At 57.5% G+C, this 16799-nt stretch carries 15 protein-coding genes and 1 tRNA gene; 10 read left to right on the top strand and 6 right to left on the bottom strand.

Annotated features, from left to right (window positions below):
- Entirely contained in the window at positions 1 to 756 is a 756-nt protein-coding gene (locus AC24GY_RS11185; protein ID WP_487682844.1) for a pyridoxine 5'-phosphate synthase, read from the bottom strand.
- Positions 757 to 915: 159 nt separating this feature from the next.
- Here AC24GY_RS11185 and AC24GY_RS11180 point away from each other — a divergent pair, with 159 nt between their 5' ends.
- Both AC24GY_RS11180 and AC24GY_RS11175 read left to right on the top strand, forming a co-directional pair.
- Entirely contained in the window at positions 916 to 1830 is a 915-nt protein-coding gene (locus AC24GY_RS11180; protein WP_487682842.1) for a hypothetical protein, read from the top strand.
- A gap of 76 nt (positions 1831 to 1906) precedes the next feature.
- Positions 1907 to 1983 (top strand) — tRNA-Asp (locus AC24GY_RS11175).
- Between the two features lie 191 nt (positions 1984 to 2174).
- Here the strand turns inward: AC24GY_RS11175 and AC24GY_RS11170 are convergent.
- Positions 2175 to 4019, bottom strand: a complete 1845-nt coding sequence (locus tag AC24GY_RS11170; protein WP_487682841.1) for a hypothetical protein — start codon at positions 4017 to 4019, stop codon at positions 2175 to 2177.
- A gap of 242 nt (positions 4020 to 4261) precedes the next feature.
- On the opposite strand from AC24GY_RS11170, the gene AC24GY_RS11165 reads away from it, so the two are divergent.
- The 4 genes from AC24GY_RS11165 to AC24GY_RS11150 are packed head-to-tail and all read left to right on the top strand — an operon-like array spanning position 4262 to position 9343.
- Positions 4262 to 5002 (top strand): ABC transporter ATP-binding protein, encoded by a 741-nt coding sequence (locus AC24GY_RS11165; RefSeq protein ID WP_487682839.1) that lies wholly within the window; start codon positions 4262 to 4264, stop codon positions 5000 to 5002.
- A gap of 37 nt (positions 5003 to 5039) precedes the next feature.
- Entirely contained in the window at positions 5040 to 5798 is a 759-nt protein-coding gene (locus tag AC24GY_RS11160; protein ID WP_397381769.1) for an ABC transporter permease, read from the top strand.
- Positions 5799 to 5841: 43 nt separating this feature from the next.
- On the top strand, positions 5842 to 7797 hold the full coding sequence (locus AC24GY_RS11155; RefSeq protein ID WP_487682836.1) for a Gldg family protein: 1956 nt from the start codon (positions 5842 to 5844) through the stop codon (positions 7795 to 7797).
- Positions 7798 to 7843: 46 nt separating this feature from the next.
- Positions 7844 to 9343 carry a DUF4340 domain-containing protein gene (locus tag AC24GY_RS11150; RefSeq protein ID WP_487682834.1) on the top strand — a complete coding sequence of 500 codons (1500 nt, stop codon included), beginning with the start codon at positions 7844 to 7846 and terminating at the stop codon, positions 9341 to 9343.
- Between the two features lie 118 nt (positions 9344 to 9461).
- On the opposite strand, the gene AC24GY_RS11145 is transcribed toward AC24GY_RS11150, so the two are convergent.
- The 3 genes from AC24GY_RS11145 to AC24GY_RS11135 are packed head-to-tail and all read right to left on the bottom strand — an operon-like array spanning position 9462 to position 11234.
- Entirely contained in the window at positions 9462 to 10013 is a 552-nt protein-coding gene (locus tag AC24GY_RS11145; RefSeq protein ID WP_422314718.1) for a cob(I)yrinic acid a,c-diamide adenosyltransferase, read from the bottom strand.
- Between the two features lie 47 nt (positions 10014 to 10060).
- Entirely contained in the window at positions 10061 to 10228 is a 168-nt protein-coding gene (locus tag AC24GY_RS11140) for a hypothetical protein (RefSeq protein WP_487682832.1), read from the bottom strand.
- A gap of 16 nt (positions 10229 to 10244) precedes the next feature.
- Positions 10245 to 11234, bottom strand: coding sequence for a rhomboid family intramembrane serine protease (locus tag AC24GY_RS11135; protein ID WP_487682830.1), 990 nt, complete (start codon positions 11232 to 11234; stop codon positions 10245 to 10247).
- Between the two features lie 93 nt (positions 11235 to 11327).
- On the opposite strand from AC24GY_RS11135, the gene AC24GY_RS11130 reads away from it, so the two are divergent.
- Both AC24GY_RS11130 and AC24GY_RS11125 read left to right on the top strand, forming a co-directional pair.
- A complete protein-coding gene (locus AC24GY_RS11130) occupies positions 11328 to 12530 on the top strand; it encodes a magnesium transporter (RefSeq protein ID WP_422314712.1) in 1203 nt (400 codons plus the stop codon).
- Positions 12531 to 12562: 32 nt separating this feature from the next.
- A complete protein-coding gene (locus AC24GY_RS11125; protein ID WP_487682828.1) occupies positions 12563 to 13468 on the top strand; it encodes a hypothetical protein in 906 nt (301 codons plus the stop codon).
- Here the strand turns inward: AC24GY_RS11125 and AC24GY_RS11120 are convergent.
- Positions 13394 to 14308 carry a LysR family transcriptional regulator gene (locus AC24GY_RS11120; RefSeq protein ID WP_461526063.1) on the bottom strand — a complete coding sequence of 305 codons (915 nt, stop codon included), beginning with the start codon at positions 14306 to 14308 and terminating at the stop codon, positions 13394 to 13396. The two genes, AC24GY_RS11125 and AC24GY_RS11120, sit on opposite strands and share 75 nt — an antisense overlap.
- 91 nt (positions 14309 to 14399) lie before the next feature.
- Between AC24GY_RS11120 and AC24GY_RS11115 the strand changes: the two genes are divergently transcribed.
- Both AC24GY_RS11115 and AC24GY_RS11110 read left to right on the top strand, forming a co-directional pair.
- A complete protein-coding gene (locus AC24GY_RS11115) occupies positions 14400 to 15506 on the top strand; it encodes a CmpA/NrtA family ABC transporter substrate-binding protein (protein WP_487682826.1) in 1107 nt (368 codons plus the stop codon).
- Complete coding sequence (locus tag AC24GY_RS11110) at positions 15503 to 16786, top strand: CmpA/NrtA family ABC transporter substrate-binding protein (protein WP_487682824.1); 1284 nt, start codon at positions 15503 to 15505, stop codon at positions 16784 to 16786. Before AC24GY_RS11115 ends, AC24GY_RS11110 begins: the two co-directional genes overlap by 4 nt.
- Positions 16787 to 16799: the final 13 nt, after the last annotated feature.

Raw genomic sequence — 16799 nt, 5'->3', positions numbered from 1 at the left:
TCAATTGCGATAGGTCGCCATGACGGCGAGCATCTCACGCACCGCTCCATGCAGGCCGATGAAAATGGCGCGCGAAACGAGGTGATGGCCGATGTTCAGTTCCGCCAAGTGGGGCACGGGCCACAGGGCTGGGAGGTTTTTCGTGGTCAGGCCATGTCCGGCATTGATCTGGAGGCCAAGGGCGTGGCCCAACTCGGCAGCGGCGCAGAGGCGCTCGACCTCGGCGTCGCGTTCTGCGCCGGTGTGGTTGGCAAAGGTGCCGGTGTGGAGTTCGATCATGGCCGCGCCGATTTCTGCACTGGCTCGAATCTGTTCGAGGTCTGGATCAACAAACATGCTGACTCGGGTGCCGTTGTCGCTGAGCGCCTTCACAGTGCGGCGAAGTGCGTCACGCTGACCGGCCACATCAAGGCCTCCTTCGGTCGTGACCTCCTCCCTGTTTTCCGGCACCATGCAGACGAAGTCCGGGCGTACCTGGAGTGCAATGTCCAAGATCTCCTGGGTGTTGCCCATTTCCAGGTTCAGCTTGGTGCCGATGCTTTTGCGGAGCAAATACACGTCCGCGTCCTGAATGTGGCGGCGGTCAGCCCGCAAATGCACGGTGATGGAATCAGCGCCCGCCACCTCGGCTGCCAAGGCGGCAGCCAGGACCGAAGGCTCCGCATTGGGGGAATCCGGCATGGCGCGGTAACGTGCCTGACGCAAGGTCACGACATGGTCGATATTAACTCCAAGGAGCAGGTTGGTTTGGGGCATAAGGGCTATGTAGCGCAGCCCTTCCCGCCCGCAAGCTTCCGGTCTATGAGTCTTTTGACGCAAACTTTACAGAAAAATGTAACTGCGATCCCAAGAAATTGAAGTACTCAATCGCTGTATCATGCGGTGACGCATGAGCATTTATCTATCAATACTCCCATGAAATCTCTATTCTATACTATCCTCATCATTGGCGGTGCCTTTCTTGCATACGACTATTTCGGGGCGCCTCCCGGCAAGAAGCTGGTTTTCAAAAGCCTCAATCCTCCCGTGAAGCCCAAGGCTCTGCCTGTCAAGCCAGCCGAGGAGGAAAAACCCGTTGTGGTTGTCAAGGAGAGCCCGCCCCCGCCTGTGAAGCCTGTCATGGTGGAGAAGCCGGTGGAAAAGGCCCCTGCGCCAAAGTCTGAATCGGTCTCCTCAGGCCCGAAATTTGAGCCCATCGAAGCACTGACCGGCAACTGGTTGAAGATTCCGGCGTCCGCCTTTCCTCGGGAGGTGAAGCTCATGCAGGACGCGATGTTCAAGATGAGCGTGGGATCGAGCAAGATTGCCGCGGGTGGCAAGGCCTATGCTCTGGCTGCAGAGAACGGGGTGCTCACCCTCGCGCCGACTGCCTCTTCGCCTGCACGTGCGCAATTGCCCGTTGATGGCACAGACTTGAAGGCGCAGCTCAATGAGTCCTATGAGAAGTGGAAGATCACACGCGCGGAGGAGCTCAAGGCCATTGCCGCGAACAAACGTCAGAGTCAGCCCGAGGCATCGGTGGCAGATGCCAGCCCTTCCAGCAGCGAAGTGGAAGCTGACGGCAAGCCGGTTCGAGATTCCACCAGCGGTTATCCACTGCTGATTGCCAGCATGAAGCGCGGGCAGATCACCGAAATCAAGCCGGAGAATATCACCAGCTGGCAGGACCCGCAGCCAACCGTGATCCAAGGCAAGCCAGGCTGGGCGGTGAAAGTGGGCTGCAATGTGAAGACAGTGTTTGGGCTGCAACCAACCGAAGCGCAGGCGCTGGTGCTCAATGGCAAGGTTGTCGGCTGGTATTACACCGGCTCAGGCGAAGAGGTGCCGTGATGATTTTTTACAACTATGTAAGTTTCCGTTTGCCAGCATGCGATGAGCGTTTACTATCGCGACCCCAAACGGCAAAGGAGCGGTAGTTCAGTTGGTTAGAACGCCAGCCTGTCACGTTGGAGGTCGCGGGTTCGAGCCCCGTCCGCTCCGCCAGTTGGGTTATATAGGCCGCCTTGCATTTTTGCAGGCGGCCTTTTTTCTTTGCTGCTGTCTTCACCGGCTAGACCTGGCCATGAACTCCGAGAATTTCGAAGCTGCTCAAAACCTTAAAAGCTTCTGATTAATGCATCATCCTGCCATCAGCCGATGAGGATGGCGTGGACTGCTGATGCTTGTGAGAGACCTTACTTTTTCACTAAAACGCTCTCAAAGCAGCGTTGCTCCTCTGGCAGCATGCTGGCCTTGGGATTGATGGCTTTGATCACCCCCAGTGCTTCGTCATGAAATCCACCGCTGTTGGCGATGGCTGCAAAAACGGCACGTTGTCCCTCAGTGAGAGGATTGAGATCAATGTATTGGAGATTTTGTACTGCCTGCTGAGTGTCTCTCAGTCGCCAGCGAGCAAGGGCGACGGTGAGTTTGCGCTGATTGTCTGCAGGCTGAATTTTGAGCAAATTGACGGCATTGCGCAGGGCTAGTTCGATGTTTTTGCCGGCCAGCAGGCTGACGTAGAGATAGTTCTCGACGAAATTGGTGTCATCCGGCCAGCGTGTCACCGCCTCCTGAGAGGCCTGGATCAGAGATTCAGTGCTGCGGTTGGCCAGGCACGCCTTAATCAGGCCGGTGAAGGCATCGCGTTCGATACGGGGCGAAGCTGAGGCGCGCTTCGCCGCCTTGATGGCAAGGCGGTAGGCATCCTCCGCGATGTCAAAATGGCCTCGTTCCTCGCCATATCTGGCGATTTGCAGCAGGGCATCATATCGCCCGTTGAACTGAGCGGCGTCTTTGGCGGTAATCAGTTTGGAACGGAGTTCTTCGGCAGGCTTTTTCAAAATGTAGGCCAGGTGAGCACGGAACATTGCGACCGTCGTAGGATCGAGCACTTCTGCTATCTTGGGATCGTTGACCAGTCGCTCCAAGTCATCAAAACGCTGCAACATGGTGAGGGCGTTGAGATAGTTCTCCAGCAGGCGCGGATGGGCTTTGGCTTCATCCTCAGGCAGGACGGAAAGCACCTGGCGGAATTCCCCTTCTTCCACCAGCCAGCGTATGAACGGCAGCAATTCATCACGCTTTTTGTCCCGGTACTTGGCCGTGGCAGCCATGACGATCTCTTTTTTATGTCCTGGGGACTGCTGAACTTCGCGCTTCAATGCATGTACGTAGTGACTGTCGTCCGCTTTGGGATGGTTTTTGAGGCGGTCGATCAACCGTGTGGTGTCTTCAGGCGTCAAATTGGGCAGGCTGTCGATGTACTCCAGGGTTTGCAGACTGATCGCGTCATCTGCGGAGGCCAGCTTCCAAAGTGTTTCCATGCCCAGTCCTGCTTCAGTCGAATTTCCGGAGGCCAGTTGCACTTTGGCGAACCGCAGTGCCCCTTCCTTGTCATCCGGATGTGCCAGAGTGTAGCTGCGCAGCACATTGAGCAGCTGTTTGTTCTGTTCACGCTGACCCCAGACTTCTTCGGCCAGCTTTATCAGCGCTTCACTGGGCTTCTCCACGCGCATCAGTTGTTCCAGCGCCTGGGCGGCCTCCTTGGGCTTTCCCAGGTTCAGGAGGCAGCGCACATGGAGCTGCTCGTCGGCGGGGGTTAGAACGTCTAGGTTCTTCAGCTTGTCATAAAAGTAGAGAGCTGTGTCACGCTTCATCATCGTGAAATACTCAAAGTTCAGCCGGATGGCCTCCTCGCTCTCCGGGGCTTTCGTGTAAGCTTCCTGGGCCTTCATCACCGCATTGACGCCCTGGCCGTTTTCCATCATCAGCCGCGCCTCCTTGACCATGCTTCCCGCACGCATGTTTTTGTACGAGTTTTTCAGCGGTCGCGCATAGACGATGCCGAGAATGAGCAGGGAGGTGCAGATGCTCAGGATCACAAAGGCGGCGATCCAGCGCGCCAGCGGCGACTGCCGGTCCCGATGCGCCACGGTCGGGGGGACCAGCCATTCCCAGGCGGCAATGAAAGGCCTCCACAAAATGAAGGGTTTTTGCGTGAGATCTTTGGTGGGATCAATGTTTTGGTTCCAAAGCATGAGGATTGGCGACTGGGGCGCAGAATGTAGGTGTGCTGGATGCGCCGTCACGTTGAAATTTATTCTGCAACCTGATTGTCAATTTTGGCGTTGAAGGCTCCCGCAACCCGAGAGAATTCAGTTGAAAAGCCCTTCGTACCTCCTAAAGCAGCACTCCGCGATTGAACGTCCGGAGGGGGCGAACAACCAGAACCGTCTCCCCGTGGCGTTCCGTTCTCCCAACCAACCGATCCAACGACGTTATGATCCAAGTTAAGAACCTCATCAAGGTGTTCGGCACCAAAGTGGCTGTCGATGATGTCTCCTTCTCCGTGGAAAAAGGGGAAGTCCTGGGTTTTCTCGGGCCGAATGGTGCCGGTAAATCCACCACCATGCGCATGGTCACCGGCTATTTCAGGCCCACCAGTGGCAGCGTGAATCTTTGTGGGATTGATATGCTTGAGGAGCCGGAACTGGCCAAGCAGCGCCTCGGCTATCTCCCTGAAAACGCGCCGCTCTATTCCGACATGACCGTGGCCAGCTTCCTCGGCTTCTGCGCCGAACTGCGCGGCCTGCATGGCGCGGCGCGAACCAAGGCCATCGACCGTGTCCTCGACATGTGCTTCCTCGACAGTGTGCGCAATCAGAGCGTGGACACCTTGTCCAAAGGCTACCGCCACCGCACCTGCTTCGCGCAAAGCATCATTCATGACCCGGATGTGCTCATTCTCGACGAGCCCACCGATGGTCTCGATCCAAATCAGAAGCATGAAGTGCGCAGCATGATCAAGCGCATGGGCAAGGACAAGGCGATCATCTTTTCCACGCACATTCTGGAAGAAGTCGAAGCCGCCTGCTCACGTGCCATCATCATTGATCGTGGCAAGGTGGTTGCCGACGGCACGCCCGAAAGCCTCAAGAAGCTGGTTCCCGGCGCGAACACACTCGACGAGGTATTCCGCAGCATCACCAAATCTGAAACAGCTGTCAAAAAAGCAGCCTGAGATCTTTTAGTTTTTTCACCCCCAATCCAACTAACGCATGAGCAATCGAGCAATCCAAAACACTCTGGCCGTCTTTAAGCGGGAGTTTATGGCCTACTTCAACTCTCCCGTGTTTTATGTCATCGTCGTCATCTTCCTGCTGGCGACGAATGGCTTCACGTTCTTTTTCTCCCGCCTGCTGGACAGTGACGACGTCTCACTGGCCACACGTTTCTTTGTCTGGCATCCGTGGATTTACACGGTGCTGGCTCCTGCTGTAGGCATGCGCCTGTGGTCAGAGGAGCACCGCCTGGGAACCATTGAACTGCTCATGACGATGCCGGTCTCCCCATGGCAGGCGATTGTGGGCAAATTTCTGGCGGCGGCAGTGATCTGGCTCATTGGCCTGGCTCTGACCTTTCTGATCGTGGGGACCGTGTCCTATCTGGGCGATCCTGACAGCGGCCCTATCATCAGTGGTTATGTGGCCAGCTACCTGTATGCCATGGCATGTCTGGCGGTGACGTCGGCCATCAGCGCCTTCACGCGCAGCCAGGTCGTGTGCTTTATCATCAGTGTCGCCTTCTGTCTGGTCATCGCCCTCATCGGCGATCCTGGCCTGACTCAGACGGTTGTGAACGCTGTCCCTAACGGGATGGAAGGAATCGTACGATTCATCAGCTACTTCAGCTTCATGGATCACTTTTTTGAAATGACCAAGGGCATCTTCGTCCTGCGTGACGTGCTCTACTTTGTATCAGTCATCGTTGTGGCGCTGCTGGTGACCGACCTGGGTCTCCGCTCCAAGCGTGCCTGATTTCCCGCCGAGCTTTCCTTTTCAACCAATCTTTTATCTCATCATGAGTGCTTCCAACAAGAACGCCGCAGCCGGCGTCACCACACTGTTGATCATTGCTGTCATTTTCGCCCTCAACTTTCTCGTTGGCGGGGTGGGATTTGGCAATCTTCGCCTCGACCTGACCGAGGACGGTTTGTTTACCCTCTCGCAGGGCACGAAAAACATTCTTAGCCGGATCAACGTCGACGAGCCGGTGACGATCAAATTCTATGCCACGAACGATGACCGGGTGATGCCGAACATCCTCAAGCCTCACGCACGCTCCATTGAGGACTTGCTGCTGGAATATGAGAAGCAAAGCAACGGCAGCGTTTCCCTGGAAGTCATCCATCCAAATCCGGACACGGATGATGAAGACAAGGCGAAGGACGACGAAATTCGTGGCATGCAGGTCAATCAGGAAGGCGACCAGATTTATCTGGGACTCACCGTCCAGTGCCTCGACCGCAAGGAAGTCCTGCCCTTCCTCAATCCTGAAGATGCCACGGCATTCGAATACGATGTGTCCCGTGCGATCTCGAAGGTCATCAAGCCCACCAAGACGGTCATCGGTCTCATGAGCGCCATGCCCATCGGCGGGGTGCCTTCCATGCCGTTCCAGCAGCAGCGCGGACCGGAAGCCTGGGCGATCATCCAGCAGCTTCGGGCTGACTACGAGGTGCGTGAGGTGCCAATGACGACTGATAAAATCGACAGCGACATCACCGTGCTTCTTGTGGTGCATCCGGCAGACATCACCAAGACCGCAGAGTTTGCCATCGACCAATACCTCCTCGGTGGCGGCAACGTGGTTGCCTTTGTGGATCCGCAGAGCCTGCTCGCTCAGGCCATGAGCAGCCAGCCCAATCCGATGACCGGCCAGCCGGGCAACATGATCAACACTTCCTCTGACCTGCCAAATCTCTTCAAGGCCTGGGGCATCGGCTACCAGAAAGACATGGTGTTGGCGGACATGAACTACAAAGGCAACCTTCAAGGACGCCTCATGCCGACGGCTCTGCAGCTCCCCGGCAAAGCCATCAATCAAGATGACCGTGTGACTTCCGGCCTGCAGGCCTTCACCCTCATCAACGCCGGTGTCTTGAACATTGATCGCAAGGAAGGGCTTGATGTGATCACGCTTGCCTCCAGTTCCGAGGCTTCGGAACTCATCGACACGGCAGCGGCTGACAAGCTGCGCCGCGAACCCATGGTGAACTTTACCGCCAGCGGCAAAAAGCAGGTTCTCGGTGTGCGCATCGCCGGCAAATTCAAGACGGCTTTCCCCGATGGCAAGCCTGCAGCGGCGGCTGGATCCAAAGAGACTGGCGGGCCTGAGCAGGATGCCAGCGCCCCAGGAGCAGCTGCAGCAGCGGCGAAGACGCCAGAAAAGAAAGCAGACAATTCGCTCAAAGAGTCCAAAGACAGTGAGCGCAATGTCATTCTCTTTTCGGATGCCGACATGCTCTATGATGCCTTCTGCCTGAAGCAGGGTGAACTTGGAGTCGGCCTCATCACCAATGGCGGCAACCTGCCCATGGTGCTCAACGCCATTGAAGTGCTCGTCGGCGGTGGTGACCTCATTCAGGTTCGCAATCGCAAGTCTCCGGTCCGCCCCTTCATCAAGCTGAAGGAAATGCGTGAGACGGTTGAGGAAAAATACCGCCCGCAGCTCATCGAGTTGGAGAAGGAACGTCAGGCACTGGCGGAAAAGCTCAGCAAAGCACGGCCTCAGCTCGACCTGAAGAAGGGTGCGTTGATCGTGGACCAGAGCACCATGAACAACATCAAAGAGATGGAGAAAAATTCGAAGACCATCGACAAGGAGGTTCGGAACATCCGTAAAGAGGTCAACAAGGAGGTGGAGTTCCGCAAGACTCTGATCAAGACCCTCAATGTCCTCGTCGTGCCTCTTTTGGTTGGCGTGGTGGGCCTTGTTTTCGCCATGCAACGCCGTACCCGCACAGCGGCGGCCTGATTTTCATTCAAAACCCGTTTTAAGCACTGTTCTTTTCCTCAACGCCATGAAGAAGATCGTCATCCTTTTGGTTTTACTCGTTGCCATCGTTGGCACCGCTTATTTTCAGTCCAACAAGCGCAACTCGCGTCTGAATCGTTCCGCCATGAACGTGAAATTGCGGGAGCTGCTGTTCCCGGAATTTGACATCAACGGCATCAAAAAAATCCGAATCAAGGAGGACAAGTCTGAGGCTACCCTCGCTGTCCAGAATGACACCTGGGTCGTCCTTGAGCGTGCGGGATATCCCGTGGAGAAAGAGAAGCTTCAGACCGCGCTGCTGAGCCTCAAGTATGAAAAGATCAAAGGTGGCCGCCATATCGGCAAGGATTCCTGGGGCAAGGTGGGGGTGAATTCTCCCGGCAATGCCACAGCCTCCGGCGCGGGCACTCTCGTCGAGTTGTTCGACGAGAAGGATGCTCTGAAATACTCCTTTGTGCTGGGCGGGCAGGTGAACAGCTCCGGCGGGTCCAACAATGATCAGATGCAGATGTTCGGCGGCCCTAAAGGCAACCGCTTTATCCGCATCCAAGGTGAGGACACCATCTGGGAGATCAATGACCAGCTGCCTGATCTGGTGACCAAGCCAGACGCCTGGCTGGCGAAGGGCTTTTTTGATGTGCAGAGGCTGAAGTCTGTCGAAATCACCGCTGCAAAACCGGCTGACTCCTGGAAAGCCTCCCGCACAGATGACAAGGCAGATTTCACTCTTGATGGCGCAGGGCCCGGTGAAAGCATTGACGCTGGCAAGGTCTCACTTGGCACCTTGCTCTCCAGCTCCACCTTCAATGACGTGCTCAGCAAAGACAAAGCAGCCGCCACCATGAAGGATGCAGTGAAGGCAAAGCTCTTCACCTTTGATGGCTTCACCTACAGCATCCAGGCAGTGAAGCAGGCCGGGCAGGGTGAGGGAGATAAATACTACCTCACCATGAGTGTCAGCGCCGAACTTTCCAAGGAGCGTGCCGCCGTGAAGGACGAAAAACCTGAAGACAAAAAGAAAAACGACGAAGCTTTCGCCGAAGAAAAGAAGAAGCTGGAAGAGAAGCTGGCCAACGAGAAGAGATTCGAAGGCTGGGTCTATGAAGTCACGGAATACACCGTCAGCAGCCTTCTGAAAAAGCGCTCTGAAATCCTCGCCGCCCCTGCGCCGGCAAAGCAGCAGCCTCCTGCCGCAGGTGGCAATGCCAGTCCGTCAGGGCTGCCTGATATCAAGAAGATGATCCCCGGCCTGAACATGGTCCAGCCTCCAGCCGGTTCAAGCAGCTCTGCGGCTCCCGCCGTTCCAGCGGCGAATCCCACCCCCCCCATCAGCGCGACCACGCCTGCTGTGCCACTGCCATCAGCTCCCAAGACCGAACTCAAGCCGGCCCCGTCTCCTGATGCCAACCCCGCCACGGGCACAAAACCCGCCCAGCCAGCTACAGACAAGTCGGCAGAGCCCGCCAAACCAGCGCCTGACAAGCCGGCAGAACCTGCCAAGCCAGCGGCTGACGCCCCGAAATAAGCTGAAGCAACAGACTGTTCCAACACGGAGTGATGCCATGCATCACTCCGTTTTTTTTGCCTGCCAGCCTCATGGCTGAGCATGCTGATGCAAAGCTGTCAGACAAGTCGCCACATCCTCAGGATGGAGAGGCCACTTGCTCTTCCCACCGTGCCAGCAGCCAAAGCACATCAGACAAGCGGTTGAGGAAGCGGATGATCTCTTCATTGGGCACATGATCGGCTGTGCCTTGCAGATCGATGACGTTGCGCTCGGCACGGCGGCAGGCCACGCGGGCGAGATCGGCATAGGCACCGCTCATCACACCGGCTTCGCCGGGCAGCGCCCAACCTTTGAACTTGAGCGCGCCACCAGCCTCCAGCTTTGCCACCCACTCATCCAGCCAGTCGACGTTGGGGGTGGAAATGCGATCGGGATGAGTGGCTGCATAGCGGCTTTCTTCGCCAGGCGGTGTGGCCAGCTCTCCCATGAGTTCAATGAGCCAGCGCTGCACCTTGGGTACGATTTGCTGCGTCTCCTCGCGTGCAGCGGCGATGCGCAGGGGGCCGAGGGCGGCGTTCAGTTCATCCACCGCACCAAGGGCGTGAACTCGAGGATGGGATTTGGCGAGACGACAGCCAAACAGCAGGTCGGTCTGGCCTTGGTCTCCTTTGCGGGTGGCGATGGACATGGGAAGAGACTTACGAATTCAGAAGAGGGAAAGACGGCTGAAAGCGATCACTCGTCAGGAAAGCTGCTGGGCGGCGTTTCGTGAAGCGGGACCGCGATGGGAGCTGGTGGCGGAAGGTTGGTCGTTTTTCCTTTGCGGCTGGAACGTACCGTCCAGCCAAACAGCAGGGCCAAAAGGAGCAAGGCGGCCAGACGTGCGGAACGTGTGGGAAGCATGGGACGGGGTGCTGTTTCAGCCACCTTTGGCCTGCCGGCGGCGATCCACTTCCCGGCTGGCTCGTTCCAAAGTGAGCAACTCCTCCGCCGTGAGGCTGTCTTTCCCGTGCAGGTTCATTTTATCCAGCAGAGGATTCACCACCTCCTCCATCCACGCTTCCACCGAGTCCAGCTGCCGCTGTGAGGCCAGGGGAACCGTGTCGATTTCGAGTTCGTTTGCCGGCCGTGAACGCGAACGGGCCATGGCCGGTTTGCGCGGCTGTCGGTACTGTGTCGGCTGCCACTGACTGGCGTAAGTCAGTGGTCTGCCGCCATAGCCGAGGCTGCGTGCATAAAACCAGCCCAGTGCCGCGCCGCCAAGGTGCGCAAAGTAAGCGATCTGCATCCCCTCGGGCAGGACATGAAACAGGATGCCGGCCAGGCCAAAGACCAGCTGGATGATGAACAAGCCTTTGGCCAGGGTCCAAAGGCGCAGCTGCACGGGAATGATGAAGTAGATGAACGCAGTGATTTTTTCATCCGGCAGAACCACCGCCAGCGCCATGAGCAAGCCAAAAACCGCCGCCGAAGCGCCCACGAGCGGTGTGGTCATGTCACCTGTCACAAAGCCATTCACGGCCATCTCCGTGGCGGCACCCACCACGCCGGAGAAAATATAGATGAGGGTGAAATGGCGGCTGCCAAACAGGTGCTGCACCCCGCGCCCGGCGAACCACAGCATCATCATGTTCAGGGCAAAGTGCACCACACTGCCATGCACAAACATGTAGGTGAAGAGCGTCCAGACATTGCCACGCATCAGTTCGTGCACGCTCACGCCGCCCAGGGGCATGTACATCTCCCCCGTCAGGGGGTGCCGGACCCAGCCGGTCTCAAAGACGAACTGCATGACGAACACCGCAATATTGATCCCAAGGATTACGTGGAATGCCGTAAAATCCCGCACCATTCCGGCAACGGAACGTGGCGGTCCTTCACGCATGTAGTCGCGGTCATACAGGGACATGGGCTGAATGTGCCCGTCTGCGCGCCTAGTGCGAGGTTTTTTTCGCGTTGGCGATGACAAGCGCCGACGGTTCGGTTACGCTTTTCTTACAGTATGAAATCGTCTTCTGAATCCCTGCTCGACGCCGTATCTCAAAGTGGGGCGCATGACGCCGCTGATCTGCTGGAGCAAGCCTCTGGCGAAGACGCCGCCAAGGTGCTGCAGCAGCTGAACCCCATGGTGGCTCAGCACGTGCTTGAGGAAATGCAGGAAGAGCCGCGGACTGCCGCCATGACGTTTGTGCCTTTGCAAAAGGCCAGGCAGTGGGCCAGTAACCGCGAACATCCCGAAGACAGTGTCGGCTGGCTGATGGAGGAGCCGGTGGCAGTCTTCCGCCCTGACGCAAGCGCGCGCGACACCATTGAAGAAGTGCGCAAGCTCGCGAAGAAGGCCTTTATCACCTACGGTTATATCACGGATGAACAAGGGCGCCTGCTGGGCCTGCTGGTGATGCGCGATCTAATGCTCGCCGAGCCGGATGCCAGGCTCAAAGACGTGATGGTGCGGGATCCCTTCAAGCTCGATCCCAACATGGAGCTAACCGAGGCGATGAAGCTGGTCGTGAACAAGCACTATCCCGTCTATCCTGTATGCAGCAAAGACGGCATCCTGCTGGGCTTGGTGCGCGGGCAGACCTTGTTTGAGGCGCGTGCCATCGAAATCAGTGCCCAGGTCGGATCAATGGTGGGGGTGGAAAAGGAGGAGCGACTCTCCACACCTCTGCTGCGCAGCCTGCGTTTCCGCCATCCATGGCTGCAGATCAATCTCGTCACCTGCTTCATCGCAGCGACGGTTGTCGGGGTGTTTGAGGGGACTCTTGGCCGCCTCGTGCTGCTCGCCGCGTTTCTGCCGGTTCTTGCCGGGCAGTCTGGCAACACGGGATGCCAGGCGCTTGCGGTGACCCTGCGCGGCATGACGCTGGGGGATCTGAAACCGGGAGATGAACGCCGGCTCGTGATCAAGGAAGGTTTGCTAGGTTTGTACAATGGCATGCTGGTGGGTATCTCCGCCGGCATCGGCATGGGGATCTATGCACGCATGAATCACAATCCCAACGCGCTCATGCTGGCGTTTGTGGTATGGGTCGCGATGACTTTCAGCTGCGTCGTCAGCGGCTTGAGCGGCGCGTTGATTCCGTTGCTGCTGAGGAAATTTGGCGCTGATCCAGCCACCGCATCCAGCATCTTCCTCACCACCGCCACGGATGTGATCAGCATGGGCACCTTTCTTGGACTCGCGACACTGCTGGTGCCATGATTATTTGGAGCAGGGAAGAGTGGCGGCAGCGCATGCATGAGCATGACGCGCGCGTGACCGCGCATGCGGATGCTTTTGTGGCCCGCCGCAGCCGAGATGCGAAACATCCGGTACATGATTTCCTCTTCACCTATTACAGCTTTGCGCCGGCGAAGCTCAAGCAGTGGGTGCCGCCATACGGTGTGGGCTTGAAAGTCACCAGCGCAGATCTCGAAGCATGTCCATGGTTGCAAAGCGAACGGTTCGTTTGTGAAAAGGGACTGCTGCGTGTGGATGCGAGACGTTTCATGCAGCGGGAACGCGAATTTGCCGCCTGGGTGGCCATGCTCTGCACGCGCATCCTCGGCAGGGCAGGGAGGTTCACCTGCTTCGGGTTGCATGAGTGGGCCATGGTGTACCGTCAGTCGGTGCAGCAGGTGCGGCATCAAGGCTATGAACTGCGTCTGCCACCGAATGAAGTCGCCGCCTTTGTGGAGTCTCTTCCCGTGTGCTGCTCACACTATGATGCCTTTCGTTTTTTTACGCCGGATGCACGGCCATTGAATGTCCTGCAGCCCACGCTTGATTCTCGTCCTGAACTCGAGCAGGCCGCCTGCCTGCATGCGAACATGGATTTGTACAAGTGGTCTTCCAAGCTCTGGCCCTGGACCGGCTCCGACTTGATCGGCAAGTGTTTTGAACTGGCGCTCAAGGGCCGGGATCTCGACATGCGGGCAAGCCCTTATGATCTGAGCTCTCTCGGCTATGAACCGGTGAAAATCGAAACGGTGGAAGGTCGTGCTCAATATGAACGCGAGCAGCGCGAGCTGGCGGCGCACGCTGCAGATCTTCGGCGGAGCTTGCTCGAAGTCTGCTCGGCGCTTTCACAGATTGTCGTTGCTCATCCGCCGGCCCACTTCCTCGCAAAGACCGATGAACGTGCGCTCGGGCAGGTTTAGCGGGCGGTTCTTGAGGGTGGAGACAATCCAGCGGCGTTTGAGTTTGGCTTTCGGCAGCGGCAGTGCGATCAACTGCCCGGCTTCGATCTCAGCACGCGCAATCCAGCGTGCGGCGATCGCCACGCCGATGCCCAGCTTGGCCAGTTCAACCGTGGCCTCGGAGCTTCCCAGTTCGATGAATGAGCTCAGACGCACGCCGTTCTTGAGAAAGTATTCCTGAATCATCGAAAAGTTCATGCTGTTGCGGCTCGCAACGATGAAGGTCTCGTTTGCTGCATCCTTCAGCTTTGGCCGCGTCTGAGCCCAGCGGTGCAGCGGAGAGACGAGAAACTCCAGCTCGTCATCAAAGATGGCGTGGCAGTTCATGCGCGAAACATCGAGCGGACGCAGGCTGACCGCGAGGTCGATTTCATTGCTCACCAGCCGCTCGATCGTGTCCGGGGTTTCTCCGCAGGTGACCTTGATTTCATAAAGAGGGAAGGACTCTTTGAACTCACGCAGCACGGTGGGCAAAATGAACTGGGCCGCCGCCGTGGTGCAGCCGATTTTCAATTTGCCACGCGGCATCTGGTCCAGCGTTCCGAGCACCGCCCGTGCGTGGCTCATGGACTGCAGGATCGTTTCTGCATGGGGCAGCAGCTCTCGCCCTGCATGCGTGAGGTGTACGTGCTTGCCCTGGCGGTGAAACAGCCGGCTGCCGAGGTCTGTCTCCAGGGACTTGATGGCATGACTGACAGCACTCTGCGTGAGGTGCAGTTCGCGTCCGGTCTGCGTGAAGCTGCCGCTGCGTGCCAGGCGGACGAAGGCGCGGAGCTGTCGGGTGTCGATGGCTTGATCCATGAATGCGATTCATACATCAATTGAAAAACATTGCGCCTTGTTTCTGGCGAAATTCTGGCACGTGGCTCGCCTGATGCTGATATGTCGGTGCATGCAGAAGCTCTCCACAGTCCAAAAATCCACATTAGCCGGGGTCGTTCAACCAGTCCGCATCGGGTTCATTCCCTTGGTTGACTGCGCCCCATTGCTGGTGGCCAGGAAGATGGATCTGTTCCGCAAGCATGGTGTGCATGTCGAGCTGAGCTGTGAGGTTGGCTGGGCCACCATCCGGGAAAAACTGCTCTACGGTCAGCTGGATGCAGTGCACGCCATTGCTGGTCTGGCGCTGGCCATGCGTCTCGGGATCAGCGGTCCGCCATGCCGGGTGGTCGCTCCTTTCGTCTTCAATTTGCATGGCAATGCCATCACCCTCAGCCGGGATCTGTGGAACCGTGGCGTGCGTGATGCCACCAGCTTGAAAAAGCTCATCCGCAGCGCCTTCAGCCGCCGCTTCACCTTTGCCATGGTGTCCCGCTATTCCTCCCACAATTTTCTCCTGCGTAAGTGGCTGCAGGCAGGCGGCATTGATGTCGAAAAAGACGTGCGCATCGTCGCGCTGCCGCCCACGCAGATGGCTTCCAGCCTGGCGGCAGGTCTCATTGATGGTTACTGCGTCGGTGAACCTTGGAACTCTTACGCTGTGGATCAAGGCATCGGCTGGATCGCTGCCACCAGTGAACAGCTCGCCCCTGAGCACCCTGAAAAAGTCCTGCTCACCACCGAGCGATTTGTAGGTGCCCATGCTGCAGAGTTCCAGGCGATCATCAACGCCTTGAAAGAGGCCTGCGAGTTTTGTGATGCCAAGGAAAATCGCCCCGAGGTTGCACGTGTTCTTGCTGACAGCGGCTACTTCTCCGGTTCTGAGAAGATCCTGAAACGCTCGCTGGTCGGCCCGCTGGATCTCGGCTTCGACAAATCCGTGGCAGTCACAGATTTCCACATCTTCCACCGTCGTGACGCCAACCTGCCCGTGAGTGAGCGCGGACGCTGGCTGCTCGATCAGTTCATCGCACACGGTCTGCTGACCAGCAGTCAATACACAGACGCCGCCACCGCATTGCTCGAAGCGTGGACTGCCGAACTCCAATTTCCCAAAGCCAAAGCTGCCGCCCGCACCCCCGCCAAATCCAACAAACGCTCCAAACTCGCTCAAGCATGAATCCCACCACTCCACTCACCCGTCGTTCCATTCTGCGCACCGGCACCACCGCCGGTCTCGGTGCTCTTTTCTCCGGTCTGCCTCAGGGCTGGATCGGCTCCGCCTATGCCGATGATTCTCCCGAGTCACCCGACATGAAGTTTGGCATGATCGCTCTCACCGATTGTTCCAGCATCGTCGTGGCTCACGAAAAAGGACTGTTCAAAAAATACGGCATTAATTCCACCGTCAGCAAAGGCGCCAGCTGGGCGGCGATCCGTGATTCACTAAACAATGGCGATATCCAGGCCACTCACATGCTGCTCGGCATGCCGATCGCCAGCACGATGGGCCTGGGCGGCGCGCCAAAGAAGGCGATGATCGCACCGTGGATCATCAACCGCAATGGCCAGGCCATCACGCTTGCCAACACCTTCAAGGGCAAAGTGGCTGACGATCCAAAGGCGCTGAAGCCTTTCGTGGATGAGGCCAAGGCGAAAGGCAATCCTCTCACCTTTGCGATGACGTTCCCACCAGGAACACATGCGATGTGGATGCGTTATTACCTTGCCGCAGGCGGCATCAATCCCGGCGATGCTGCAGGCGCTGGAGCAGATGTTTCCCTGATCACTGTGCCGCCGCCTCAGATGGTGGCTAACATGAAGGTCGGCAAGATGGACGGCTTCTGCGTGGGTGAACCCTGGAACGCGAAGACCATCGCCGAGGACATTGGCTACACCTCCATCGCCACGCAGGGCATGTGGAAAGATCATCCAGAAAAAGTCTGTGCTTTTACGGAGGAATACGCGGCGAAAAATCCGAAGACCGTCAAAGCGGTGCTCAAGGCGCTGCATGAGTCCAGTGTCTGGCTCGACAAGATGGAGAACCGCGAAGAGCAGGCGAACATCGTCAGCGCTGCGACCTACATCAACTGCCCGCCCGAGGCCATCCTGGGGCGTCTGCAAGGCAAGTACAACATGGGTGACGGTCGCAAATTCAAGGACCCGAACTACATGATCTTCAGTGATCGCAACTGCAACTACCCGCAGGCCAAGTATGCCAAGTGGTGGCTCACTCAGCTCCGCCGCTGGGGCTTTGTGGATGGTGCTCCTGACTACGAAGGTGTCGCCAAGCAGGTCATGCGCTCTGACATCTACGAAGAGGCCATGAAGGAAATCGGCTACACTCATGGTGGTGCCGATGAAAAGCCCGAAACGCTTTTCGACGGTGTCACCTTCGATCCGAAGACCGACCTCGAAGCCTATGCCGCATCATTCGCGGTGAAAACGCTCAAAGCTTAACCCCAGACCGCAT

The sequence above is a fragment of the Prosthecobacter sp. Pr1 genome (assembly GCF_057652315.1).
Note: the sequence above shows the minus strand (reverse complement) of the source record. Positions and strands in the feature narration are given on the sequence as shown.